Here is a 24,227-nt window from a genome sequence, read left to right on the forward strand (position 1 = left end):
GCTACCGCGCAGGCGGATCGGTCTCCGGCTCCGGCTCCGGCTCCGGCTCCGGCTCCGGCTCCGGCTCCGGCTCCGGCTCCGGCTCCGGCGGGGGCCAGACGTCCCCCCAGTCCGCGTCGCGGGCGGCCTTGTACAGGTCGCCGTGGCGCTTGGTGACCGTCCGGCGGCGAAGCTGCTCGTCGGGCTCGCACAGGTCGAGCAGTACCTGCCCCTTGCGGATCTGCGGACGCCGGATCACCCGGGAGGGGGCGGGGTCGACCGGGAACCGGGTGGCGGCGACATAGCTGAACTTCTCGTCCTCGTAGGCGAGGGAGCCGCCCTTGACCTGGCGGTGCAGGGAGGAACGGCTGACCCGCGCCGCGAAGTGGCACCAGTCCGTGCCGGGGACGATGGGGCAGGCGGCGCTGTGCGGGCAGGGGGCGGCGACCCGGAACCCGGCGGAGAGCAGCCGGTCGCGGGCCTCGATGACCCGGGCGTACCCGTCCGGGGTGCCGGCCTCCACGATCACGACGGCCTGCGCGGCGGAGGCGGCGGCGTCGACGAGGGCGGCGCGGTCGGCGCCGGTCAGCTCGTTCAGCACGTAGGAGACGGTGACGAGATCAGTGCTCTCGACCGTGAGCGCCGCTCCGATCCGAGAGCGCTGCCAACGTACGTCGCGCAGGGCCGGGTGGGCGGCGGCGATCTCCCGGCCGAGGGCCAGCGCGGGCTCGGCCCAGTCGAGCACGGTCACCGGACGAACGCCGCCCCAGGTGGCACTGGCGGCCCAGGTGGCCGCGCCGGTCCCGCCACCGACGTCGACATGGCTCCCGGGCACCCACCCCGGCACGGCGTCCGCGAACGCCGCCAGCGCCGACCGCACCGCCGCGAAGGTCGCCGGCATGCGGTACGCGGCATAGGCGACGACGTCCGCGCGGTCCCGCAGGATCGGGGCGTCGGTCGGGGTGGCCCCGCGATAGGTGGCGATCAGCCGCTCAACGGCCTGCGCGGCCTGCCGGGGCGGCAGCCCGTCGACCAGGTCGGCGAGGGCGGCGCGCAGGGTGTCGGCGGGGGTGGCGGGGTCGTTCACCCGGCGATTCTACGGGGCGGGCCGGGTGGGGTGGCGGTGTGCGGGCGCGCTGCGGGGTGCCCGGCGCGGGTAGGAGCCGGAGGCGGGTGTCGCGGCCTGGCGGTGCGGGGCGCCTCCCCCACGCTCGGCTCCTCCCCCACGCTCGGCTCCTCCCCACGCCCGGCTCCTCCCCACGCCCGGCTCCTCCCCACGCCCGGCTCCTCCCCACGCCCGGCTCCTCCCCACGCCCGGCTCCTCCCCACGCCCGGCCCCTCCCCACGCCCGGCTCCTCCCCACGCCCGGCTCCTCCCCACGCCCGGCTCCTCCCCACGCCCGGCTTCGCTTGCGCGGGGGAAACCCCATGAGCGGGAGGTGCCCCCACCGCCCGCGCGACCCGCACCCCCACCGAACCCGCACAGGCCGCCGCAGGCATCGCGCCCGCACCCGCACCCCGCTCAGATCTCCCGCACCGCCCGCACTGCCCGCGCCACCCGCGTCCCCAGCGCCGCCCGGGGCCCGTTGTCCGGGGCGCGGCGGCGCGGATGGACCGTGTTGGCGAGGAGGACCGCGAACGTGTCCGTCGCCCGGTCGAGGACGAGCATCGTGCCCGTGAACCCGGTGTGCCCGGCCGCCCCCCGCCCCGCCAGCCCGCCCATGAACCACGGCTGGTCCAGGACGAACCCGAGCCCCGGATCGGTCAGGAGCAGTTCCACGAAATCGGGCCCGAGGATCCGCGCCGGCCCGTGAGAGCCGCCCGCCAGCAGCGCACGGCAGAAGACCGCGAGGTCCCGCCCCGTCGAGAAGAGTCCCGCGTGGCCGGCCACCCCGCCCAGCGCCCACGCGTTCTCGTCGTGGACGACGCCCCGCAGCATCCCCCGGTCCGCCTTGGCCCACGGCCTGCGCTGGTCCTCCGTCGCCGCCGCCCCCGGGCACGGCCCGAAGTGTGTCGCCGTCATGCCCAGCGGCCGGGTGATCCCGTCGTGGACGAGGACGTCGAGGCCACGGCCGGTGACGCGTTCCAGGACCTGCTGGAGGAGCAGCATGTTCAGGTCCGAGTAGCAGTACGTGCCGGGCACCCCCACCGGCGGCTCCGCCCGCAGCCGTCGCAGTCGTTCCTCGTCGTCGGCGCAGTCGTACAGCGGGAGTTCGGGCCGCAGCCCGGAGGTGTGGGTGAGCAGCTGCCGCACCGTGACGCCGTGCGCGGCGGCGGCCCGGAAGTCCGGCAGGTACGCCCCGACCTTCGCGTCGATGCCGAGCGTGCCCCGCTCGATCTGCTGCACGGCGGCGACCGCCGTGAACACCTTCGTGAGGGACGCCAGGTCGAAGGGCGTGCCGACGGTCATCGGCACCCGGGAGCGCGCGGGCAGTTCCACGCCCGTGTCGGTGCGCGGATCGTAGGACGCGTAGCGCACGGCCCAGCCCGCCGCCTCCTCGACGGCGAGCACGGGTCCGCGTCCGACGGCCACCACGGCGCCCGCCGCCCAGGGCCGCTCGCCGGTGGTGAGGTCGTGCACCTCTTCGACGACACGGCTGAGCTGCCCGGGGTCGAGTCCGGCCCGCTCCGGGGTGTCGTTGCGCAGTCTCGGCACGCTCAGCTGTCTTCTCCCTCGCCCGTCGTCCGTTCCGTGACAGGACGACACATCCCCACCAGGAAGGCGAGTGCCACCAGCGCCGACGCCAGCTGGACCACGGCCATCGGCAGTGCGGTGTCCTCCCCCGCGATCCCGACGAGCGGGGAGGCGATGGCCCCGATGAGGAAGGAGGACGTGCCGAGCAGCGCGGAGGCGGAGCCGGCGGACTTCTTGACCCGCATCAGGGCGAGCGCCTGGGTGTTGGGCATGCTGATGCCCATCGCGGACATCAGCACGAACAGCGCGGCGGCGACCGGTACGAGGCCGACCTCGCCGAAGACGCCCAGGGTCATCAGCAGCAGGGCGGTCGCGGCGGCGATGACGATGAGGAGCCCGAGCCCCAGCACCCGGTCCAGCCGGGCCCGTCCGACCAGGACCTTGCCGTTGATCTGCCCGACGACGATCAGGCCGATCGAGTTGAGGCCGAACAGCAGGCTGAACGTCTGCGGGGAGGCGCCGTAGATCTCCTGGATGACGAACGGGGACGCCGAGATGTAGGCGAACAGCGAGGCGAAGGTGAAGCCGCCCGCGAGCATGTACCCGGTGAAGGCGCGGTCGGCGAGCAGCCCGCGCATCGCGCGCAGGGTGTCGCCGACCCCGCCCGCGTGCCGCTCCTCCTCCGGGAGCGTCTCGGGCAGCTTGGCCCACACGACGACGCCCAGCACCACCCCGACCACGGTGAGCACGACGAACACACCCCGCCAGTCCGTCACCCGCAGGATCTGCCCGCCGATGAGCGGCGCGACGACCGGCGCGACCCCGGAGATCAGCATGAGCGTGGAGAAGAAGCGGGCCATGGCCACACCGTCGTACAGGTCCCGGACGACGGCACGGGCGATGACGATCGCGGCGGCGCCCGCGAGTCCCTGCGCCAGCCGGAAGGCGACGAGGAGTTCGACGGTGGGCGCGAGCGCGCACAGGACGGTGGCGACGACGTAGAGGGCGAGACCCGCCAGGAGCGGGCGGCGGCGGCCCCACCTGTCGCTCATCGGTCCGACCACGAGCTGGCCGAGCGCCATGCCGGCCAGGCACGCGGTGAGCGTGAGCTGGACGGTCGCGGCGGGCGCGTGGAGGGACCGGGTGACCTCCGGGAGCGCTGGGAGGTACATGTCCATCGCCAGCGGCGGCGTGGCGGTCAGGCCGCCGAGGATGAGTGTGACGAGCAGGCCGGTGCGGCGGGTGGCGCGCAGCGAGCGGGCGGCCGGTCCCGTTTCGGGTCCGGCCGCCTGTGCGGGCTTCGAGGTCTTCAGTGTGGTGTCCGGTGACGTGTGCGGTATGGACGGCCCGCGCTCGGGCATGTGCCCCTCCCTCTTCGACTGATCCGCCACCTATGCTCTCAGCTCGTACGGACTTGAACGAACAGACTCGAACAACCTGAGCGAGGGTGGGGCAGGGTGTCAGCGGTGACCGGGCAGAAGGTGCGCTGGGGGATTCTGGCGACCGGTGGGATGGCGGCGACGTTCACGGCGGATCTGGTCGATCTGCCGGACGCGGAGGTCGTGGCGGTGGCCTCGCGGACGGAGGCGTCGGCGAAGGCGTTCGCGGAGCGGTTCGGGATACCGCGGGCGTACGGCGACTGGGAGACACTGGCGCGGGACGAGGACGTCGACGTGGTGTACGTCGCCACGCCGCACTCGGCGCACCGGACGGCCGCCGGCCTGTGCCTCGAGGCGGGGCGGAACGTGCTGTGCGAGAAGCCGTTCACGCTGAACGCGCGCGAGGCGGCGGAACTGGTCGCGCTCGCCCGGCAGGGCGGCCGCTTCCTGATGGAAGCGATGTGGATGTACTGCAACCCGCTGGTACGGCGGCTGAAGTCACTGGTCGACGACGGCGCGATCGGCGAGGTCCGCAGCGTGCAGGCGGACTTCGGGCTGGCGGGCCCCTTCCCGCCCGCGCACCGTCTCCGCGACCCCGCGCAGGGCGGCGGTGCGCTGCTCGACCTGGGTGTGTACCCGGTGTCGTTCGCCCAGCTGCTGCTCGGTGAGCCGTCGGACATCGTGGCGCGAGCGGTGCTCTCCGACGAGGGCGTCGATCTCCAGACGGGTGCACTGCTCTCCTACGAGAGCGGCGCTCTCGCCTCGGTGCACTGCTCCATCACCGGCGGTACGCCCAACTCCGCCTCGGTCACCGGCTCCAAGGGCCGCATCGACGTCCCGTACGGCTTCTTCTTCCCGGACCACTTCGTGCTGCACCGGGACGGCCAGGACCCGCAGGAGTTCCGGGCCGACCCTGGCGACGGCCCCCGGGCCAGCCTCAAGCACGAGGCCCGGGAGGTGATGCGCGCCCTGCGCGCCGGTGAGACCGAGTCCCCGCTGGTCCCGCTCGACGGCACCCTGGCCGTGATGCGGACGCTCGACGCGATCCGGGACCACGTCGGCGTCCGCTACCCCGGCGAGGAGCGTGCGGTCACGCCGGCTTGAGGCCCTGCTCCCCCACCTCCGTCACGAAGGACCCGGCGGTCGTCAGCGGCGCGCCCTGCGTGGTCACGTGGGACACGGTCTTGAAGTCGGCGCGCGCCGACTTCCGGCCGAGTGACACGGTCGCGTAGCCGCGCCGCCCGTTGAAGAACTTCAGGTGCGGGTTGGCGGCCATGAGGGTGTCCCAGTTGGACGGCTTCTCCGAGCCGTCGCGCCCGCTGGTGACGGAGGTGGTCACGATCTCGGTGCCCACGGTCCGGGAGTCCGGGTCGGAGAAGTCGCGCTTGATGTCGAAGCCGTAGGAGACGTGCACGTCGCCGGTGAGGACCATGAGGTTCTCGACGCCGGCGGCCTGCGCGCCGGCCAGCACCCGCTCGCGGGAGGCCGGGTAGCCGTCCCAGGAGTCCATGGAGACCCTGGACGGCGTGGTGGTCATGTTGTACCGCTGCGAGAAGGTGACCTGCTGGGGCACCACGTTCCACAGGGCGTCCGACCGGTGCCAGCCGTTGATCAGCCAGCGTTCCTGGGCGTCGCCGGTCAGCGTGCGGCTCGGGTCCTCGGACTCGGGGCCGGGGAACTGCCAGCCGTCGCCGTAGGCCTGGTCGGAGCGGTACTGGCGGGTGTCGAGCACGTCGAACTGGGCGAGGCGGCCCCAGTGCAGGCGGCGGTAGAGCTTCAGGTCGGCGCCGTCGGGCAGCTGCGGGCGGCGCAGCGGCATGTTCTCCCAGTAGGCCCGGTAGGCGGCGGCCCGGCGGATGAGGAACTCCTCCGGCGGGACGCTGTTCTCCGGCGTCCCGCCGGCGTAGTTGTTCTCGGTCTCGTGGTCGTCCCAGGTGACGACGAACGGGTGCGCGGCGTGCGCGGCCCGCAGGTCGGGGTCCGACTTGTAGAGGGCGTACCGCAGGCGGTAGTCCTCCAGGGTCACCGTCTCGCGCTCGAACAGGGAGGGCAGGGTGCCGGCCGGGTAGGCGCGCCGGCCGGCGACGTCGTCGACGGCGTACTCGTAGAGGTAGTCGCCGAGGTGGAAGACGACGTCCACGTCCTCCTGGGCCAGGTGCTTGTACGCGGTGTAGTAGCCCTCGTCGTACTTCTGGCAGGAGACCACGCCGAAGGTGAGGTCGGCGACCCGGCTGCGTTGCGCGGGCGCGGTGCGGGTGCGGCCGGCCGGGCTGACCCAGGGGCCGGCGCGGAAGCGGTAGTAGTAGACGTGGCCGGGGGCGAGGTGGTCGACCTCGACGTGCACGGTGTGGTGGAACTCGGGGTGGGCGGTGGCCTTGCCCCGTCTGACGACGCGGCGGAACCGTTCGTCGAGGGCGAGTTCCCAGCCCACGTCGACGCGTTTGGCGGGCAGACCGCTGTCGGCCTGGTACGGGGCGGGGGCCAGGCGCGTCCACAGCAGGACGGAGTCGGACTGCGGGTCGCCGGAGGCGACGCCGAGCGTGAAGGGGTCGTCGGTGAGCCGGGCCGCGTCGAGTTCGGCGGCGCTCGCGGTGCCGGCGGCCGGCAGGTTCACGGAGAAGGCGAGCGCGGCGGCGGCGCCCGTGACGGTCAGGAAGCGGCGGCGGCCCAGGTGGCGGGCGACGGCGCGGAGTTCGGGCGCGTGCGAGGGCTGGGACTGGGCCTGGTGGTTCGCGGGTGTCATCCGTTCCTCCCCATGCAGTGGTTGCATAGGGCATTCGAATGGCCGGGGACGACCCTGGCTTGGCGCGAACATGACGACCCCATGTCGGACGGATGAGATCCGCATGATCCGCCACGCGTACGCTGCCGACTCATGAACACCGTGAGAACCGCCGGCGAGGAAAACGTCGGCGCACAGAAAGTGGCCGTCGTCACGGGCGCCGGATCCGGCATCGGCCGGGCGGTCGCCGTCGAACTGCTGGCGGCCGGCTGGTCGGTGGCCCTCGCCGGCCGGCGCGTCGAGACGCTGGAGGAGACGGCCGCTCAGGCCCCCGCGGGCGGCGCGTCGGCACTCCCCGTCCGCGCCGACGTGTCACGCCCCGAGGACGTGGCGGCCCTGTTCGACGCCGTGCGCGACCGCTTCGGCCGGCTGGACCTGCTGTTCAACAACGCCGGGACGTTCGGCCCGGGCGGCGTGCCGGTCGAGGAGCTGCCCTACGAGGCCTGGCGGCACGTGGTGGACACCAACCTCAACGGCGCGTTCCTGTGCGCGCAGGCGGCGTACCGGCAGATGAAGGAGCAGGAGCCGCAGGGCGGCCGGATCATCAACAACGGCTCGGTCTCGGCCCACACGCCGCGCCCGCACTCGGTGGCGTACACGGCGACCAAGCACGCGCTGACGGGCCTGACCAAGTCACTGTCGCTGGACGGCCGCCCCTACGGCATCGCGGTCGGCCAGATCGACATCGGCAACGCGGCGACCGACATGACGGCCGACATGCAGACCGGCGCGCTCCAGGCCAACGGGGAGACGGCACCCGAGCCCGTGATGGACGTCGCCGACGTGGCGCGCACGGTGCGGCACATGGCGGAGCTGCCGCTGGAGGCGAACGTGCAGTTCGCGACGGTCATGGCGACGGCGATGCCGTACGTGGGGCGCGGCTGAGCCCGGCGGCCGGGCCCACCGCGTCGATTCACACAATCGGAATATAAGAGTCCGCGGTATTGCTGCCGGTGACGGACGTATGCTCAACTCTCCTTCACGAGAGCTTCACACTTGGGGCGTTGGCTTTCCGTAGCGCTCAGGGCGATCCGCAGGCCATACCGAGGGGGAGGCGGCAGCCGTCCCGCCGCACCGGCCGGGGGTGGACCCCGCGTGGGACCGCGGGATACACACCGGTGGGCGGAACGGCTGCCGCGCAGATCACACGAGTACGCGCTACGCCTGCCCGGTCTCGAACCGCGCGATCCGGCCCTCCTCGTTCACGGTGAAGTCCCACCGCGTACGCATCTCACCCCAGGTGTCGTTGCTGTAGCGGGCGATGAGGACACGACCGCCGTTCGACTCGTTGTCGACCTCCATGTGGCCGTGGGAGGAGAAGATCTCCTGGTCGATCCACTGGCCGAGGTCCCGGTCGTCCCCGTCGTCGGCCATGGTGGCGTCCGGGGCGAGCAGCGAGAGGAATGCCTCGCGGTCGTGGGCGTTGACGGCGGCGACGAAGGCGCGGACGGCCGGGTCGCTGAGTCGCGTGGTCTGAATCGTCATGGCGGCAGCGTCACACCGGCTCCGCGCCCCCGCCACCCGAACGGCGCCCGTGGCGGGCCCGCGCGGCGCGGGCGGGCGACGGTGGGGAGGTGAGCCGCCACCACCTGCTGGGGAGTCGACGTGAACTGTACTGACCGGCGTGATCTCGGGCTGCTGCTGCTCCGCCTGGGTACCGGCGGCGTCCTGGCCGCGCACGGTGCGCAGAAACTGCTCGGCTGGTTCGGTGGCGGCGGCATCGCGGGCACCGGCCAGGCCATGGAGGCCATGGGCTACACGCCGGGCCGGGCCAGCGCCACCGCGGCCGGCCTCGCGGAGGCGGGCGGCGGAACACTGCTGGCACTGGGGCTGGCCACCCCGGCGGCGGGCGCGGCGGCGGCCGGCGCGATGGTGGGCGCCGCGGCGGTGCACGCCCCGAACGGCTTCTTCGCCCAGGCCGGCGGCTACGAGTACGCGGTCTCCCTCGGCCTGACCGCCGCCGGCCTCGCCGTCACGGGCCCCGGCCGCCTCTCGCTGGACCACGCGCTGGGCCACGCGGTCAACCGGAACTGGATGGTCCCGGCCGCCCTGGCGGCGACGGCCGCGGCCACGGCGGTCGTGGTGGGAGCCCGGAACAAGCGGGTACGGAAGGCGGCGGAGGGTGAGCAGGAACCCCTGTTCGACTGACGCACCGGTCCTGACCGGCCCGCCCTCCGTGGCAGGCTGCCCGCATGAGCGACGACCGCGGCGGCACGCCCCCCGACCTCTGGAACACCGTCGACGACCTGTGGAAGCGGCTGGAGGCCGACCAGCCCGTCGGCGGCAGGGAGGGCCTCCTGCTGCGCATGCTGAAGCTGTCCGAAGAGGTCGGCGAGGTGTCCGAGGCGGTGATCGGCGCGACCGGCCAGAACCCCCGCAAGGGCATCACCCACACGTGGGACGACGTCGAGGCGGAGCTGTGCGACGTCGTGATCACGGCGCTGGTGGCCCTGCGGACGCTGACGCCCCAGGCGCGGGAGGTGTTCGCGCGGCACCTGGCACGGGTGGCGGGGCGGTCGCTGTCGCCCCGTGCGTGAGCCCGGCACGTGGGCCCGGCACGTGAGCCCGCTGCGTGGGCCCGGCACGTGAGCCCGCTGCGTGGGCCCGGTGCGTGGGTCCGGTGTGTGAGGTGCTGAGGTACCGGGCCCGGGGACGCCCCGGGCCCGGGGCGTCCCCGGGCCCGGACACCCGCGGTGCCGGTCAGCCCGCGATGCAGGAGACCGTCGGCCAGGTCCAGTTGCCGTTGGCCTGGATGGTGGCACCCCAGTTGCTGCCGCTGCCGTTCGACTTGGCGGTCAGCGTCTGCGCGCCGGGATAGCTCGCGTCGACGTTCCAGGTGGACATGACCTTCGCCGGAGACGGCACGTTCATCGTCACGGTCCAGTCACTCGCCCCGCTCACCGAGACGCCGAGGTTGTACCGGTCCCCCCACCGCTGCCCGGCGGACAGCGTCGCGGTGCACCCACCGCCACCGCCGTCGCCACCACCACCGCCACCACCGCCGTCGCCACTCCCGTCGGGAGCGACGGCACGTCCGGTCTGCGGTGAGATCATGCCGGTGCACAGCCCCTTGCTCGCCAGCGTCTGCGCGATGCGGGGTACGGCCGCGAGGGTGTTGGCCGGCCAGTCGTGCATGAGGACGACCTGGCCGTTGCCCAGCCGGGAGACGGCCTGCACGATCGCGTCGGTACTGGCGTTGTTCCAGTCCTGCGAGTCGACGTCCCAGATCACCTCGGTCAGCCCGTACTTGGCCTCGACCGACCGCAGGGTCGCGTTGGTCTCGCCGTACGGCGGGCGGAACAGCTTGGGCGTACCGCCACCGGCGCTCGCGATGGCCTGCTGGGTCCGGGAGATCTCGGAGTCCATCTGCGACTGGCTGAGCTGGGTCATGTGGGGGTGGGTGTAACTGTGGTTGGCGACCCACATGCCGGCGTCGACCTGGGCCCGGACGAGGGACGGGTTCTGGGCCGCGTACTGGCCCTGGTTGAACATGGTGGCCCGCAGCCCGTTCTGCTTGAGCGCGTTGAGCAGGGCCTGGGTGTTGCCGGAGGGGCCGTCGTCGAAGGTGAGTCCGACGTAGCCGTTGCAGGCGGCGGCCCGCGCGGGGGCGGCGTCGGCTGCGACGGTACCCGCCGCGGCCAGCGCGGCGACGGCCAAGCCGGTGACCGTGGAACGTAACCCGGGACGGATTCTGCTACGCATACGAGTAAGTCCTCCTCACTCCTAGTGCCGGGGCTCAGCCGGCGCTGCAGGAGACGCTCGGCCAGGTCCAGTTGCCGTTGGCCTGGATGGTGGCACCCCAGTTGTTGCCGCTGCCGTTGGACTTGGCGGTCAGCGTCTGCGCGCCGGGATAGCTCGCGTCGACGTTCCAGGTGGACATGACCTTCGCCGGAGACGGCACGTTCATCGTCACGGTCCAGTCACTCGCCCCGCTCACCGAGACGTCGAGGTTGTACCGGTCCCCCCACTTCTCCCCGGCGGACACCGTCGCGGCGCAGCCGCCGCCGCCGCCGCCGCCGCCGCCACCGCCACCGCCGCCGCCGCCACCGCCCGTGCCGCCGACGGTGATGTTGGAGCTGCCGCTGCTCTGGTAGCCCTCGGTGGCCATGATCATGTAGTAGCTGAAGTTGCCCAGCGGCATCCCGGCCCGCGACCACGCGTCGAAGTGGTTGCCGGTGGTGATGGTGCCACCGGTCCGCTTGGACTGCCGCACGCTCCAGTACTGGTCGAAGGTGCGGGTGCCCTCGACGGAGGGCGCGTTGTAGCGGGTCGTCTTGTAGATGTCGTAGGTGCCGCCGTCGGTGGTGACGGTGCCCTTGTACTCGCCCGTGGGCCGGTAGGTGCCCCAGTTGTCGACGATGTAGTACTCGACGAGCGGGTTCGACGTCCACCCGTAGAGGGTCAGGTACGCGTTGCCGGACGGGTTGAAGGTGCCCGAGTACTGCACGGTCCGGCGTCCGCCGTTGCTCCAGCCCTTGCCCGCGACGAAGTTGCCGGTGTTGCGCCAGGAGGTGCTGTACTGGCCGCCGGACCCCATGTCCATGGAGACGGTGCCCTGGCTGTCGGTCCAGAACGAGTAGTAGTAGCCGTTGTTGGTGCCCTCCTGGTTGGTCGTGACGACCGTGCCGGCGTGGGCGGTGCCCGGCAGCATCAGCGCGGCCAGGGCGGCCAGCGCGAGGGCCCACGCACTTCTGACGAGCAGTGTGACGGCGCCGCTTCTGCGACGCCCGGGTCGGACGAGCACGTTCATGGCGGGTGCTTCCTCTCCGTGAGGGTTCCGTGGGGGTGCGACAACGGCGCCAGTGTTGGGCCGCACTCGTCGGGCGTCAACAGTTTCGGTAGAAGTTTCGAAACCTTCGGCACGCGCAATAACACCGAAGGAGGGGAAAACTCGCTGCCCAACCACCTATTCCCCGCCGACAGACCACTCCACGCGCGACCCGTGCGCGACCCGTCCGACCTATAGATCAGAAAGCACAAGAGAGAGGGTCGAAACTTTCGATTGCGCGCGGGCGCGCGGGCGGCGCCGCGCTGATGCTCGGCGCGATGCGCGGGCCGAAGTCCTTCGAGGCGGCCGGTGAGCTGTCGGACGGCTGCCACCACGCCCTGAGCTACACCCGCGAGGCCTACGACTACCCCGTGCGGCACATCCGGGCGGGCGCGGAGCGCGCCGGCACGGACTGGCGTTCCCTGGACTCGGTGCCTGGGTGGTCTCCGCGACCGGCCGGCCCACCCGAGGAGTGCCTGGCGAGGATCGAGTGGAACATCGCTCCCAGCGGCGTGAACCACATGATCTGTGCCATCACCGACCGGGCCTGGTGAGGGCGTTCACGGGGCGGGACCTCCTGGGGGCGGCGGATGTGGACACGCAGTCGCGGCTCATCGCCGAGCGGGTGGTGCCGGCGTTCGCCTGAGTCGGCGGACTGACGGCGGCGGAACGGCGGTGGTTCGGCCACCGCCCCCGCGTCGGTCGAAAGCAGCGCACAACGGTGCCACCACGGTCAGGCGGCCGCCGATCCGGAAGACCCGGACGGCGGTCCCTCCTGCCTGAGCAGGTCCGTGGCACGGTGAGCGGTTCGGTCCGCGTCGGGCGGGAGGAAACGGCTGGCCCGGCCGCTCCAGGTGACGACGAGTTCGTCGCGGGCGCGGGTGGCGGCGACGAACACCAGGGAGCGGGCGCGCTGCTCCTCCTGACGGTAGCGGTCCGGGTCGGCGTCCCGGTACTGCTCGATGCGCTGGTGGGGAACCTGCCCCTCGCCGACCGACGTCAGGAAGACGCGCTGGAACTCCAGGCCCTTGAAACGGTGCATCGTACCGATGCGCACCGCGTCCGCGTCCGACCGCACCCCGTCCCTGCCGAGCTCCACGACCGGCAGATCGAACTCTCTCAGGAGAACGTTGGCGAACTCCTGCGCCGCGCCTCCGTCCGGAACACTGACGGCCATCGCAGAGTACGCCGTGCCGTGCAGTTCGCGGCGTTCCTTGATGAGGGTCGCCACGGCCCTCATCTCGGTCAGCCGGTCGGGGGCACGCCAGAACTGGGGAGTGAGTCCGGTCAGCACCGACCGGTAGCCGTCGAGGGTGTCGGTCCCGGTGTCGAGGTCGTCGAAGGGGGCGCCCTGGATCAGTCGGTTGGCGCTGCCGAGGATCTGGCGGGTGGTGCGGTAGTTGAGGGTGAGGCGGCGGGACGCCCGGCCGCGGATCTCGATGCCCTGGTGGCTGAGCACCACTCGGCTGCCGTAGATGCGCTGGTGGGCGTCTCCGGCGAGGAAGAGGTCGTCCGGTCCTCGGCGGACCATCGCGCGCAGCATGCGCCAGTGTGAGGCGGACAGGTCCTGTGCCTCGTCGACCACGATGTGCTGATAGCGGGGCCTGAGCCACATGCCGCTGCCCGCCTCCCGGTGGACGAGGTCGCGCCCCTGCTGCTCCTCCTCCTTGTAGCGGGCCTGCTCCTCGGTACGGGCCATGCGGTGCTGTTCGAGTTCGGCCGCCCGGTCGGCGATGAGCGCGTACGTCGTCCGCCGCGGCGCGACGTCCAGATGGGCCCTGTACGCCTGCACGAGTTGCCACACGTCGTGACGCTGGGCGGTGCTGATGCGCGGGCGGCCCGAGCGGCCGACGCGTCGGTAGGTGTCCCAGGCGCCGCACCGGTTCGCGAGGACGACGTGCTTGAACTCGGCGTCCAGGAAGTCGGCGTCGTACGCGAGCAGGCCGGTCTCGACGCGCACGGTGTGCCACAGGTTCATCGCCGCGTCGTCGTCGAGTGGCCGGCCCAGCTCCCGCCGGGACTCCTGGACGATCTCCAGGGCGAGTGCGTCGACGGACTTGACGTCGACCCGGCGCAGCAGTTCGTCGCCACCCAGTTGACGCAGGCGCTGCTCGAGTTCCCGGGCGAGGTTGGTGTTGTACGTGGTGAGCAGCACGGCACGGGAGTGGCCGGGCGGCAGCCGGTCGACGAGATGGCGTACCCGGTGCAGCGCGACGACCGTCTTGCCGGTGCCGGGGCCCCCGGTCACCTTCGCCGAGCCCTTGAAGTCGCCGGTGGCCAAGCGGTGCTGCTCGGGGTGGAGGAACAGGCGCCAGGCGTCGAAACTGCGGCCCAGCGCGCCGAGGACGGCGTCGTCGTCGGTCTCCGCCTGGGAGACCGCGCGCCGGGCCGCCCGGGCCCAGTCGCGGGGGTCGACCCGCTCGTCGGCGCGCCACTTGTCCGTGATGTGGCGCCGTACCTCCTCCGGGTCCGCGCGGTCGCGCAGGGCCAGGAGGACGTCGCGGGTGAGTTCCGGAAGGTTGTGGGTGAGGAGCTTGTCGAACTGCTCCTGCGAGGTGACCTCACGGAGGGTCGGCAGCAGGGAGGGGACGACGCCGAGGTCGAGGAGGGTCCGGTCGTCGTACCGGGCGAAGAGGGGGGTGGCCCGGTCCCGCAGGGAGACCACGGTGGCGTCGGCCTCGCTCTGGTCGACGACTTCCACGGCACCCGAGACCGGGTTGATCTCCACGGTGAGGCGGGCGAGTTCGTCGCGTGCCCGTGGTCCGTCACGGACGGCGAGGACGCGCATCTCGTCCCCGCCGTCGGTCGACAGGAGCAGGACCACGCAGCGGGCGTCGGGGTGGGCGAGATACAGGTCGCCGTTGTCGCCCGCCTCGCGGAGCGGGGACAGGCGCAGGGCCCGGTTGGTGCGGTCGGCGCGCAGCCGGTGGACGAAGTCCCCCACCGCGTCCGCCACGGCCCCGTCCCGGCGTTCCAGGTCGCCGTGCGCCTGGCGGCCCACCTGCACCCGCGTCCTGACCCGGTTCCCCGGTCGTCCCGCCCCGTAGCTCATCGTGCGCCCCCCTCCTCGCCCAGCAACCGGGCGAGTTCCTCCACGTCCCAGTCGTCCGGCGCGCGCACCTGCCAGCCGGCCGACGCGCACTGCGCCATGTACTCCGCGTCCTCGGCGTCCTCGGCCAGGACGATTCCGATCCTAGGCCCGGGCCAGGCGAGTTCGACCGTCCGGGAGACGCCGTCGACGTCCCAGGTCGCCCTGCCCGCCGGGACGTTCCCGCGAGCGGCCAGGCGTGCGGCGAGCCCGGCGACGTCCGGGTCGCCCCACTTCGTCAGTTCGCCGAGGGTCAGTTCCCAGGCCGTTCGTTCCAGGGGGGTCATGTCGTTCACCGGCTCCAGGGCGCCGGAGACCGTCGCGCGTCGGGGCTGTCCGTCCGGTCCGGCTTCCCCGTCCGGTCCGGCTTCCCCGTCCGGCCGGGCCTCGTGGTCGTCGGCGAGATCCAGCCCGGTCCCCGGGGTGTCGTCGCGCAGTGCGGGAAGCAGTCCGCCGGCGGGCCCGGCCGCGGCGGCGAGCAGTGCGGCGTCGAAGGTGTCGAGCGTGGTGCGGGCGAGGGCGAGTCCGTCGGCCGTGCCCTCGCCCGTGGGGTCGAGGAACTGGATGATGTTGCCCCAGCACAGCCAGGCCTTCCAGCGGCGCCGGTGGTCGTCCCGGTCGCCCTCGACGGCGTCCGGGCGGTCGTCGAGGACGGCGAGCGCGCTCCACCGCATTCCCCTGCCGTCGGCGCGCCGGGCGCCGGCGACGACGAGAGGCAGTCCCGAGCCGTCCTGGAAGGGCAGCAGTTTGAGCCCCTGCCCCGAGACGGCCGGTGCGGGCTCGCCGCGTACCGCGGCGTTGATCCATCCGACGGCGGCGTGGGGGTCCGCGTCGACGAGTTCCGTTCTCCGCAGGGAGGCCGGCGCGCTGACGGCGAGCTGGGCGAGCTGCTGCCACCGGTTCGGCCGCGGGTCGCGCAGGAATCCGAGGAGCGAGGGGATGGCTCCGTTGAACAGCAGCCTGTCCACTTCGGAGGGGTCGCGCCGGGCCTTGCGCCACTGTTCGCGCACCAGGGCACCGGGGCCCGCCGCGGACGTCACGTCGTAGGGCGGCCAGGCCGCGTCGGCCGCGCGGCCCGCGATGACGGCGTCGAGCGGGTCGGCCGGGGCGTCGGGGTCCCGGTCGGGTTCGCCCTTGAGGGCGCGGTCCCAGGCCGCTACGTCGTCCCAGGTGATCTGCCAGACGAGTATCCCGTCGGCGCGCAGCCGGGCGCGCTTGGCCGCGTCGGCGGCGATGCGGTTGGTCCGGGAGGAGGCGTGCCAGCGGTAGCCGTCCAGGTATACGGCGATCGGCAGGGGCGGCGCCCCGTCACCGGCGGTGTCTCCGGCCACGGGCCGGAACAGCAGGTCCGGGCGGGTGCGGTAGCCGTGCAGGTCCTTCTGGGCGACGACCTCCCAGTGGACCGGACCGCCGCCCGGCCGCGTGAGGGTGAACTGCTTGCCGTTCCCGCCGGTGGGGGTGGTGGCGTGGTCGGCCGCGTCAGCGTTGCCCGGGATCTCCAGCCAGCGGTCGAGGCATTCGATGAACCGGCGCTCCAGGTCGCTCTCCGCCTGGTCGGCGAAGCGGAGGCCGGCGTCGGCGGCGTCCTTGCGCACGTCCCATCCGCTGCTCCCGTCGGAGCCCAGCAGGCTGTCCAGCATCCACAGCGCCTCTTGCCGGTCGAGGTCCTTGTAGTCCCGCTCCGGGGCGTATCCGAGCAGGCACCGGTGGCAGGCCCGGCGGGAGGTCTTCCCGCAGGGGCACTTCCGCAGTTCCTCCTGGGCGGCGGCGAGTACGGCCCGGAACTCCTCGCCCTCGCGGTCGACGAGGCGTTGCAGGTAGCCGGTGCCGCCGGGCAGCGCGTCGTACAGGACGAGGTAGTTGCGGGTGAGGCCGGTCTCCCGGTCGGGCTCGGTGGCGGGGGCCGAGCGGATGTGGGCGGGGTCGCCGCCGTAGCGCTGGGCCAGGCCGAGGTGGAGGGCGGCGGAGAAGGAGGCGAGACGCTCGGGGACGTTCAGCGTGGCGGCCGGCAGCAGGATGCGCAGGGCCTCCGTGCGGTGCTCGGTGGCGGTGATGACCGGTACGTCCTCCGGCCTGGCCTGCTTGTCGCGGCGCCTGGTGGGGCACCACGGCCGGTGGTGTGCCAGCTCGACCCGGCCGAGCAGGGACTGGCTGAGCGCGTCCTGGGCGGGCCCGTGGCCGGGCTCGCGGTCGGTGGCGCCGCCGCAGCGCGGGCAGACCGTGAAGCCGGTGATGGCCACCTCGGTGCCGGCGAAGAGGGTGTCGTTGCGCCTGCCGTGGCGGCTCTTGCCGAGGTTGAAGCGGCGGATGACCGCCTCGCGGACGTGGTCCACGCCGAAGGTGGTCTTCTGGTGCCGCCAGGTCTGCTTGATGTCGGCGGGGTCGATGTCGACGGCGGTGACGGTCGTGTACGGGGTGCGGGTACGGCTGTCGTGGTCGTCGACGATGCGCGCGTCGTCCCGCTTGTCGTGGGCGGTGACCTTGCGGGGGACGACCACCCGGTGCAGGGCGCCTCGCCCGCCGATGCCCGGACCGCCGCAGCGGGGGCAGGGCGAGGTGTCCTGTTCGGCGTGCTCGCCGCCCCGGACGTGGCCGCACTCCTTGCACACGCGCCACGTCCGCAGCCCGACGGGCAGGCCGTCGGTGGAGTCCTGCGGGGTCGGGCCGAGGTCGAAGCCGTCGACGACGTGCCGGTAGCCGCGCACGTAGTAGGCGTTGCCGGGGGCGAGTTCGGTGAGGGCGGCCTCGGCGGGCCGGTCGTACGTGCGCGGCTCGTTGCTCCAGCGCGTTTTGCCGGGCTCGGCCTTGTCCGTGGACGCCGACGACCGCGCCCTGCGCGCCGGCTCCTTGTAGCTGAGCTGGGCCTCCAGGCGCACACCGTCCTCGACGAGGCTGTAGTTGGGCAGCAGACCGTGTTCGACGAGGAACCCCTGCGCGTCGGCCTGCCCCATCCCCTGGAGGATCTTCGAGACGCCCGCCGCCTCGCGGACCAGGTTGCGCTTCTCGCGTGCCTCGTCCTCCACGGCCTCCTGGAGTGAGTCGGCCGCGTCGTTGATCAGGGCGCGGCGCCTGACGAGTTCGGCGCGTTCGTCGTCCCAGGCCTGCTTGGCGCGGTTCAGCTCGTCGGCCAGCTTGTGTTCGGCGTAGCGCCGCAGTGTCTTGCGGGCGTCGCGGGAGACGCCGGAGCCGGGGACCTGGTCGATCTCGGGGAACAGGCGCAGGAACTCGTCGGCGAGGTCCGTGCGCCCCGCCACCGCCTTGTGGAAGTGGGTCAGCCAGCCGGTGCGGCCGACGAGCTGGGTCACCCGGTCCGGCAGCGGCGGCACCCCCTCCAGGCCGCCGCGGGCCGCACGGTCGATCAGGTACGCGGTGTACTGGCGGCACAGCAGCTCACCGGCGGAGAGGAAGCACCCGGGCGGGAGGATGGGGCCGGCGATGAGGTTCTCGGGTTCGGCGAGGTGGTACAGCGCGCGGGGGCTGGTGTCGGCCAGGGTCACCATGAACGCGTTGCCGGTGGCGCGGCCCGCCCGGCCGACGCGCTGGACGTAGCCGGCGGTGGACGGCGGCAGGGAGGCCAGGACGACCGCCTCCAACTGGCCGATGTCGATGCCGAGTTCGAGCGTCGGCGTGCACGACAGGACGTTGGGGTCGGTGTGCCGCAGGCCGAGCCGGAAGCCCTTCTCCACCTCCTCGCGCTCCTTGCGCGTGAGGACACCGGTGTGCTCGGCCGCGACCACGCTGTACGGGTCGGCCTCCCGGTACAGGCGCCGGTAGTAGTCGGAGCGGTAGTCGCGGGCCGCCCGGCCGCCCGCCTCGCCGGAGGGCCGGGTGAGCGAGCCCTCGCAGCGTTTGAGCGGGCAGCGGGTGCCGTGCCAGACCGCGGCCCGCCGCGGCGGCACGGTCTGCGTCCAGCCGCACTCGGGGCAGGTGAGGGCGGCGAGCCCGGTCTGCTCGTCGTCCAGGGGGTGTACCCGGATGTGCCCGGGGGTCAGTCCGTACACGCCGTGTGCCTGCTGCTTGTCGGCCGGGGTGGTGCGGCGGCGGGCGAGGGCGCCGATGCGGTCGTCGGCGAGTGCGGCGAAGAGGTCCGCCAGGTAGGCGCCCGCCGTCTCCCGGTCCAGGTCGAGGCAGCGCTGGGTGAAGTCGACGTACCAACTGTCCCGGGTGTCCACCCGCTCGAACTCGGTGCGTTGGCCGCGGGCGCCGACGAGGACGAAGGCGGGGGCTTCGGAGCTGCGGCCGAACAGCGGCATGCCGGGCTCGCGGCCGTTGGAGACGAAGTGCCGGCTGCGGCCCTCGTCGTCGATGAACTTGTCCAGCCACCTGTGGTGGATGCCGCCGATCTGGCGGACGTGTTCGAGGAGTCCGCGCACATAGCCCTCGAAGTAGCGCGGGCGCTCCGGGCTCCCCTCGGCCGGAATGACGGCCCGGGGTCCTCCGGTCCCGTCGGCGCCGTCCGCCCGCGCCGGAGCCTCGTCCACCGGCAGGGCCCCGGGCACGGCCACGGGCAGGAGCTTTTCCAGGTGGACCCGGTAAAGGGATTCCGCCGCGTCGGCCGCCGCCCGCGGGTCGGGCAGGTGGACCTCGGCGGCGACGGTGCGGGTGAGTTCCAGGGTGCGGCCCAGCCGGGAGTGGAGGCCGAACTCCAGGAGAGTGTTGAAGGCGAGGCGCTCGCCGACCAGCTCCCAGGTGGACTCCGGGATGCGCTTCTTGCCCGCCAGCAGGCGCTTGACGCGGTCCACGTCGTGCAGGTCGGGCGGTACGACGGAGGCGAGGAGCCGTTGTTCCGGGACGGCGGCCCGGCTGATCAGGGAGGAGATCAGCTCGTTCAGCGGGACGCCGTCGGCGGCGAACTCCGGTCCGCCTCGGACGCGTTCGGTGAGCTGCTCGTGGACGAGGGAGCGCAGCGAGAACTTCCAGGAGCGGCTGGCGACGAATCCCGCGCGGTGGGCCGCGTCCTGCACCGAGTCGTTGAAGATCAGCGTCTTGCGCCGGTCGCGCTTGTGCTCGTCCTCGCTCGGCAGCTCGCCGCCCGTGAACAACTGGGTGACGACGACGGAGGCGAGCGGGGCGACACCGGCACCGAGGTAGCGGATGCCCTGGGCCTGGCCGCAGGCCGGGCAGCGGTCCTGCTTGGTGTGGTCGGCCTGTTCCTGGTTGTCGAACCAGGTCCACACGTACACGCCGTTCTCGGGCGCCGGGGCGGTCCGGCCGTCGCCGAGCGCGACCTCGTCCGGGTCGAGTCTGCGCAGCGCCTTGCCGTTGTCCTCCAGGACCAGCAGGGTCGCGTCGTGCGCCGCGCCCCGGCGGGCGCGCCGGGCCGCACGGCTGGCCCGCACGGCGCGGGCCTGCTCGGCCGCCTCCGCCGGGGTGGCGGCGATCATCGCCCGCACCCGGCCCTTGGCGGCGCCGCCGGTCACACTGGCGCGGTAGATCTCGTCCGGCGCGTGCACGAGGTTCTGCGGGTTGCGGTCGGGGCAGATCGCGGCCCAGCCGGAGCGTCCGCAGTGCCGGCAGTAGGCGGCGGGGAGCCGTCCGAAGCGCTGGACGTGCCGTCGCCGCTCCGTCTGCGCGGCGACGGCCGGTGCCCGCCGCCCGGCGTCCGTGCCGCGCCCCTGACCGGCCCCGGCAGCGGCTTCGGCGCCGGACGTCGTCCTGGCGCCGCCGAGGGCGGCCTGGTCGGCGTCCGACCAGGAGAACACCGGCTGGGGCGCCACGAACCGCAGCACGCGCGACAGCGACCGCAGCCACAGATGGGTCTCCACGAGGAGCAGGGGCCGTTCCTTGTCCGCGGGCGCCTCGGGGGCGCGGGCCACCGAGATGAGCGCCACGAAGCGCGCCAGGGCCGCGGCCGCCTGCTCCGGTTCCCGGACGGCCGCGGCCCGCCACGCCGACGTGGCCGGGAACGCCTCCAGGATTCCGGTGGGTGTGAGGGGCTCGTCCTTCGCGGCCAGCAGCGCGTGCGTGAGGGGGTGGGCCAGCAGCCGCCTGCCCAGTTCGCGCGGATCGGCCGTGTCGCAGCCCACGGTCGCCCGCGCCACGGCATCCAGGCCACCGGCCGTGCGCGCCGGATCGGGCAGGCCGGCCAGCTCGGCCGGTGACGGCAGGGGCAGCGAGTGGTCGACGGGTGACAGGAACTCATCTGCCTCGCGTCGGTCCTCCCCCACCACCGCGTCGTCCGGGAACCGGGTGCCGAAGACCTGGGAGGCCACGTGCAGCATGGCGTCGGGTCCGCCCGCCGCGCCGCCGGACCCGAGGGTCGCGGAGGTCGCCACCGGGCAGACGGAACCGAGCGGCCGCCCCTCCCCGCCGGCTCCGGCCACGGCCGCGAGCCGCCGCAGCAGCATCGCCACGTCGGTGCCCTGCGCGCCGTCGTACGTGTGGAACTCGTCGATCACCACGTACGCCAGGTCGGCGTCCCGCCACAGGGAGGCGTCCTGCTGCCGCTGGAGCAGCAGGTCCAGCATCTTGTAGTTGGTGATCAGGATGTCCGGCGGATTGCGGCGGATCTCCGCACGGTCCACCATGACCCGCTTGTACGGCGCGGTACCGCGCGACGACGCCTGGCCGATGTACAGCCCGGCCGTCACCTCCCCGAGCCGGCCGTCCTCCAGGTGGTCGCCGAGCCGGTCCGCCTGGTCGCCCGCGAGGGCGTTCATCGGGTACAGCAGTACGGCCTTGATGCCCTGCTTGCCGGCTTCCCTCTCCCGACGGCAGTGATCGAGTACGGGGATCAGGAAGGACTCCGTCTTCCCGGAGCCGGTGCCGGTCGTCACCAGCGTGGGCCGGGGCCGGTGCCCGTCCTTGCTGGTCAGCCGGGCGAACGCCTCGGCCTGGTGCGCGTACGGGGGCGGGAAGTCCGCCGGGTACCAGTCCAGGTGGCGCTGCCAGCCGTCCGCCGCCGTCCGGAAGGGCCGTCTGATTCTCAGATACGGTCCCCGGAAGAGCCCGTCGGCCGGGTCGGTGAGGAAGTCCTCCAGCGCGTCCTGGGTGTCGGGTTCGGCCAGCGCGAAGGTCGTCGTCAGGTACTCGACCGTGGTGTCGCGCAGTGTCTGCGCGGCGAGTGTGGGTCTCATGACGCGCTGCCGCCCCCGTATTGCCGTGATCCGTCCCGCGAGCCGACCGCCGCGGACGGCACGAAACGGCCGCCGGGGCGATCGGAATCGATCACGTTCCACTCTACGGGTGAGGTCCGACAGCCCCGCCGGGTTCGGGGGAATCAGGGCCCGAGGTCGATGAGGCGCACGGGCTGCCCTCTCCACGCTTCGGGCTCGGTGGTGGCGATCACCGCGCCGCTCGGCCGCTCGGCCGTCGGCTCGGCGGCGTACCGGGTGTGGGCCGGGGCCCAGGAGGTCTCACCGGCCACGGCGAGCACGGCGGACAGGTCCAGTCAGCCAGCCTGTTTCATGCCGCCGCGCGACTGATCACCAACGGGCCGGAGGGGCCTGCGGTGACGGCGGCGCGGGCCGGCCATCACTTTGTGCCGGGCCCCTGTGCCCCGGCGTGCCGGTTCCCGCGCAGACCGAGGCAGGCCGCGCGGAGCACGCACGCGGTGAAGACGACGTCGGCTCCGGCCGCCGACCAGACCCACCTGGCGACGCGGGGCGCACTCCAGCTGGGCGGCACCTCACCTTCGGGGTCGAAGAACACCCGGACCCGGTCTCCGACTCGCGCGCCACGACAGCCACCGGCCGGGCCCGCGAAGTGAGTGCCGTCGCTCCCACGCAACTCACAGGTCGAGTTGACCCTGGTCTGCTCCCTCGACGTCACGACGGCGTCGATCCACTCGCCGCGCTGTTGCAGGGCCCGGTCCTGGATCAGCAACAGACCGAGGACGAAGAGTCCCGCGGCGGAGAGAAGGAACACCAGCGCCAGGGCCATCCGCTGACCGGTGTGCACCGCGACCAACCACAACAGCCCGAGGGCCCCCGCAAGGCCGGGGAGCACGAGCCAGCGGCCGATGACGCCGGAGAGCATGGCGCCGTCGAGAGCGGCCAGGACGGCCACGCACGCATAGAAGCGCGGCGCCGGGTGCCGCCGTTCAAGCCTGTCGAGCCACTGGGGGCCTGCCATCACCACCTACCACCGCGCGGGGACGACCGGCCAGGTCTTCTCCTCCGACACCCTCGCCCGGGCTTCCCGCAGTGCCCACGCGTAGTGCCGCACCCCCTTGCCCACACCCCAGAGGCCGGCGGTCGCGATCACCACGCCCGCGCCGGCCACGCCCACCTGGGCGCAGGCACCGCCGTCGCCCTGGCCGAGGTCTCCCGTCAGGGCGACGAGCACCAGGACCGCACCGGCCAGAAGCGGTGCGACGGGCGCCATCATCCACACGAGCGCCTTCCCGGACAGGAACACCAGGTACCGGCGCCCGTCCAGCGGAACGGTGTTCTTCCAGGGCTGCCCCGCCCGCATCAGGTCCCACGTGGAGGCGAGCGGCTGCGGGATGTCCCCCGGCGGGAGGGAGCGAGCCGGGTGCAGGCGGTCGAGCTCCGACCACGCCTCCAGCAGCCTCTGCGCGGCACGGCCCCGCCGCACCACGCGTACGAACGCCGCGGCGGCCGCTCCCGCGGCGAGGAGCGAGACGACCACGAGCACGACGGCCACCAGCAGTTCCGCGCCCTCGGGACCGTCGAGACCGAGGTACCAGCCGAGCCCCACCCACGCGAGGAGCCAGCCTCCCGCGATCACCGCCGTGGCCAGCCAGGCCCACAGCATGCTCCGCAGGGCCATACCGCGCCGAGCCAGGACGTCCGTCGCCGCGGCGCGGGCGGTCAGGAGGGCTGCGCGGTCGTACCAGATCAGTGTCCGCGGGTCCGGGGGGAGGCCCGGCGGATTTCCCGGGTTCATGACGACGCACCGTCCTCGGCGGGTTCAGGGTCTTCGAGAAAGGTCGACTTTCCTGCGATGAGGGCCACGATGCTCGCCATCGCCAGCACTTGTTCGGCGTCCAGGCAGGTACCCACGACCAGGAGTCCACGGCCGCCGCCGGGCGGGCAGGCCAGGCAGACGGCGAGTCCGAGCTTCGCCAGGGGGCGGGCCGCCCCCGCCCCGCCGCCCTCGCCCACGCCCGCCTCGGCCTTCGCGGCTTCCGGGAAGAGTTCCGTCCTGTCTGCCGAGTGCACCTCCGGCTGGGAGATGATCCCCATGCCGATCCCCATCTCGGTGGGGAAGGATTCGGTGTACACCTGCCGCCCCCGCAGTTCCTGCCCGAATCGCCGCGCGAGCACCTCCCCGAGGTTCACGTCCTGGTTGGCCGCGGGCACCTCGACGACTCCCGCGCTGATCTGCCACACGGCCCTGCCGTACTCGCCTTCGGGCACCGCGACGACGCCGTGGGTGATCACGCCCTGGTTCAGGAGGACCCGCCGCCAGGCCATCAGCGCGTCGGTGTAGGCCTGGCGCGGGCCGATGGCCTTGTGCGGGTAGCTGCGATTGACCAGGTCGGCGCAGCGCGCCCGTGCGGCCTCCTCGTCGTGACCGTCGGCGAGCAGGTCGAACCAGTCGGTCGGCGCGTACAGCAGGACGGAACCGAGCGGGTCCCGCAGTGCGGAGACGTCGAGGGGCGGGGAGACAGTCATGTCAGGCCATTCTGAA

The 24,227-nt window shown here is 73.1% G+C and carries 17 protein-coding genes and 1 pseudogene; 5 read left to right on the forward strand and 13 right to left on the reverse strand.

Features of this window, described 5'->3' with window-relative positions:
• Nucleotide 1: 1 nt before the first annotated feature.
• The 3 genes from ACIQ1J_RS02490 to ACIQ1J_RS02500 all read right to left on the reverse strand — a co-directional run bounded on the left by ACIQ1J_RS02490 (nucleotide 2) and on the right by ACIQ1J_RS02500 (nucleotide 3,974).
• Entirely contained in the window at nucleotides 2-1,066 is a 1,065-nt protein-coding gene (locus ACIQ1J_RS02490) for a small ribosomal subunit Rsm22 family protein (protein ID WP_403553395.1), read from the reverse strand.
• A 434-nt stretch (nucleotides 1,067-1,500) separates the two neighbouring features.
• Nucleotides 1,501-2,625, reverse strand: a complete 1,125-nt coding sequence (locus ACIQ1J_RS02495; RefSeq protein WP_403553805.1) for a serine hydrolase domain-containing protein — start codon at nucleotides 2,623-2,625, stop codon at nucleotides 1,501-1,503.
• Nucleotides 2,626-2,636: 11 nt separating this feature from the next.
• On the reverse strand, nucleotides 2,637-3,974 hold the full coding sequence (locus ACIQ1J_RS02500; protein WP_403553397.1) for a multidrug effflux MFS transporter: 1,338 nt from the start codon (nucleotides 3,972-3,974) through the stop codon (nucleotides 2,637-2,639).
• Nucleotides 3,975-4,079: 105 nt separating this feature from the next.
• Between ACIQ1J_RS02500 and ACIQ1J_RS02505 the strand changes: the two genes are divergently transcribed.
• Entirely contained in the window at nucleotides 4,080-5,096 is a 1,017-nt protein-coding gene (locus tag ACIQ1J_RS02505) for a Gfo/Idh/MocA family protein (RefSeq protein ID WP_403553399.1), read from the forward strand.
• Here the strand turns inward: ACIQ1J_RS02505 and ACIQ1J_RS02510 are convergent.
• Complete coding sequence (locus tag ACIQ1J_RS02510) at nucleotides 5,083-6,735, reverse strand: alkaline phosphatase D family protein (protein WP_403553401.1); 1,653 nt, start codon at nucleotides 6,733-6,735, stop codon at nucleotides 5,083-5,085. The genes ACIQ1J_RS02505 and ACIQ1J_RS02510 overlap by 14 nt on opposite strands.
• Nucleotides 6,736-6,867: 132 nt before the next feature.
• On the opposite strand from ACIQ1J_RS02510, the gene ACIQ1J_RS02515 reads away from it, so the two are divergent.
• Nucleotides 6,868-7,659 carry an SDR family oxidoreductase gene (locus ACIQ1J_RS02515; RefSeq protein ID WP_403553403.1) on the forward strand — a complete coding sequence of 264 codons (792 nt, stop codon included), beginning with the start codon at nucleotides 6,868-6,870 and terminating at the stop codon, nucleotides 7,657-7,659.
• A 273-nt stretch (nucleotides 7,660-7,932) separates the two neighbouring features.
• On the opposite strand, the gene ACIQ1J_RS02520 is transcribed toward ACIQ1J_RS02515, so the two are convergent.
• Nucleotides 7,933-8,259, reverse strand: a complete 327-nt coding sequence (locus tag ACIQ1J_RS02520; protein WP_210958711.1) for a nuclear transport factor 2 family protein — start codon at nucleotides 8,257-8,259, stop codon at nucleotides 7,933-7,935.
• A gap of 120 nt (nucleotides 8,260-8,379) precedes the next feature.
• Here ACIQ1J_RS02520 and ACIQ1J_RS02525 point away from each other — a divergent pair, with 120 nt between their 5' ends.
• Together ACIQ1J_RS02525 and ACIQ1J_RS02530 are read left to right on the forward strand one after the other, a co-directional pair.
• Nucleotides 8,380-8,922, forward strand: a complete 543-nt coding sequence (locus ACIQ1J_RS02525) for a DoxX family protein (RefSeq protein WP_210958709.1) — start codon at nucleotides 8,380-8,382, stop codon at nucleotides 8,920-8,922.
• Nucleotides 8,923-8,966: 44 nt separating this feature from the next.
• Entirely contained in the window at nucleotides 8,967-9,311 is a 345-nt protein-coding gene (locus tag ACIQ1J_RS02530; protein ID WP_403553405.1) for a MazG-like family protein, read from the forward strand.
• Between the two features lie 163 nt (nucleotides 9,312-9,474).
• On the opposite strand, the gene ACIQ1J_RS02535 is transcribed toward ACIQ1J_RS02530, so the two are convergent.
• Both ACIQ1J_RS02535 and ACIQ1J_RS02540 read right to left on the reverse strand, forming a co-directional pair.
• Nucleotides 9,475-10,476 carry a polysaccharide deacetylase family protein gene (locus ACIQ1J_RS02535; protein ID WP_403553407.1) on the reverse strand — a complete coding sequence of 334 codons (1,002 nt, stop codon included), beginning with the start codon at nucleotides 10,474-10,476 and terminating at the stop codon, nucleotides 9,475-9,477.
• Nucleotides 10,477-10,510: 34 nt separating this feature from the next.
• Nucleotides 10,511-11,524: a glycoside hydrolase family 11 protein gene (locus ACIQ1J_RS02540; protein ID WP_403553409.1), complete on the reverse strand. Its 1,014-nt coding sequence runs from the start codon at nucleotides 11,522-11,524 to the stop codon at nucleotides 10,511-10,513.
• 281 nt (nucleotides 11,525-11,805) lie between these two features.
• On the opposite strand from ACIQ1J_RS02540, the pseudogene ACIQ1J_RS02545 reads away from it, so the two are divergent.
• Nucleotides 11,806-12,188 (forward strand): annotated as a pseudogene (locus ACIQ1J_RS02545) (5,10-methylene tetrahydromethanopterin reductase); the annotation flags it as partial.
• A gap of 87 nt (nucleotides 12,189-12,275) precedes the next feature.
• Here the strand turns inward: ACIQ1J_RS02545 and ACIQ1J_RS02550 are convergent.
• From ACIQ1J_RS02550 to ACIQ1J_RS02575, 6 genes are all read right to left on the reverse strand, one after another.
• The gene (locus ACIQ1J_RS02550; RefSeq protein ID WP_403553411.1) at nucleotides 12,276-14,594 is read right to left on the reverse strand and encodes a UvrD-helicase domain-containing protein; all 2,319 of its coding nucleotides are present in this window, start codon (nucleotides 14,592-14,594) and stop codon (nucleotides 12,276-12,278) included.
• Nucleotides 14,591-21,706, reverse strand: coding sequence for a DEAD/DEAH box helicase (locus ACIQ1J_RS02555; RefSeq protein WP_403553413.1), 7,116 nt, complete (start codon nucleotides 21,704-21,706; stop codon nucleotides 14,591-14,593). The genes ACIQ1J_RS02550 and ACIQ1J_RS02555 overlap by 4 nt, the downstream gene beginning before the upstream one ends.
• Before the next feature lie 143 nt (nucleotides 21,707-21,849).
• On the reverse strand, nucleotides 21,850-21,996 hold the full coding sequence (locus tag ACIQ1J_RS02560) for a hypothetical protein (RefSeq protein WP_403553415.1): 147 nt from the start codon (nucleotides 21,994-21,996) through the stop codon (nucleotides 21,850-21,852).
• Between the two features lie 107 nt (nucleotides 21,997-22,103).
• Nucleotides 22,104-22,637 (reverse strand): hypothetical protein, encoded by a 534-nt coding sequence (locus ACIQ1J_RS02565; RefSeq protein WP_403553417.1) that lies wholly within the window; start codon nucleotides 22,635-22,637, stop codon nucleotides 22,104-22,106.
• 72 nt (nucleotides 22,638-22,709) lie between these two features.
• The gene (locus tag ACIQ1J_RS02570; RefSeq protein ID WP_403553419.1) at nucleotides 22,710-23,480 is read right to left on the reverse strand and encodes a hypothetical protein; all 771 of its coding nucleotides are present in this window, start codon (nucleotides 23,478-23,480) and stop codon (nucleotides 22,710-22,712) included.
• Nucleotides 23,477-24,211: a hypothetical protein gene (locus tag ACIQ1J_RS02575; protein WP_403553421.1), complete on the reverse strand. Its 735-nt coding sequence runs from the start codon at nucleotides 24,209-24,211 to the stop codon at nucleotides 23,477-23,479. The genes ACIQ1J_RS02570 and ACIQ1J_RS02575 overlap by 4 nt, the downstream gene beginning before the upstream one ends.
• Nucleotides 24,212-24,227 lie beyond the last annotated feature (16 nt).

The sequence above is a fragment of the Streptomyces sp. NPDC097107 genome (assembly GCF_044762405.1).
GTDB classification, from domain to species: domain Bacteria; phylum Actinomycetota; class Actinomycetes; order Streptomycetales; family Streptomycetaceae; genus Streptomyces; species Streptomyces thinghirensis.

What these genes read in the sequence shown, in the direction of transcription:
- ACIQ1J_RS02570 (WP_403553419.1), bottom strand. Translation starts at nt 23,480, where the DNA reads ATGAACCCGGGAAATCCGCCGGGCCTCCCCCCGGACCCGCGGACACTG.
- ACIQ1J_RS02530 (WP_403553405.1), top strand. Translation starts at nt 8,967, where the DNA reads ATGAGCGACGACCGCGGCGGCACGCCCCCCGACCTCTGGAACACCGTC.
- ACIQ1J_RS02510 (WP_403553401.1), bottom strand. Translation starts at nt 6,735, where the DNA reads ATGACACCCGCGAACCACCAGGCCCAGTCCCAGCCCTCGCACGCGCCC.
- ACIQ1J_RS02500 (WP_403553397.1), bottom strand. Translation starts at nt 3,974, where the DNA reads ATGCCCGAGCGCGGGCCGTCCATACCGCACACGTCACCGGACACCACA.
- ACIQ1J_RS02555 (WP_403553413.1), bottom strand. Translation starts at nt 21,706, where the DNA reads ATGAGACCCACACTCGCCGCGCAGACACTGCGCGACACCACGGTCGAG.
- ACIQ1J_RS02540 (WP_403553409.1), bottom strand. Translation starts at nt 11,524, where the DNA reads ATGAACGTGCTCGTCCGACCCGGGCGTCGCAGAAGCGGCGCCGTCACA.
- ACIQ1J_RS02515 (WP_403553403.1), top strand. Translation starts at nt 6,868, where the DNA reads ATGAACACCGTGAGAACCGCCGGCGAGGAAAACGTCGGCGCACAGAAA.
- ACIQ1J_RS02550 (WP_403553411.1), bottom strand. Translation starts at nt 14,594, where the DNA reads ATGAGCTACGGGGCGGGACGACCGGGGAACCGGGTCAGGACGCGGGTG.
- ACIQ1J_RS02535 (WP_403553407.1), bottom strand. Translation starts at nt 10,476, where the DNA reads ATGCGTAGCAGAATCCGTCCCGGGTTACGTTCCACGGTCACCGGCTTG.
- ACIQ1J_RS02575 (WP_403553421.1), bottom strand. Translation starts at nt 24,211, where the DNA reads ATGACTGTCTCCCCGCCCCTCGACGTCTCCGCACTGCGGGACCCGCTC.
- ACIQ1J_RS02520 (WP_210958711.1), bottom strand. Translation starts at nt 8,259, where the DNA reads ATGACGATTCAGACCACGCGACTCAGCGACCCGGCCGTCCGCGCCTTC.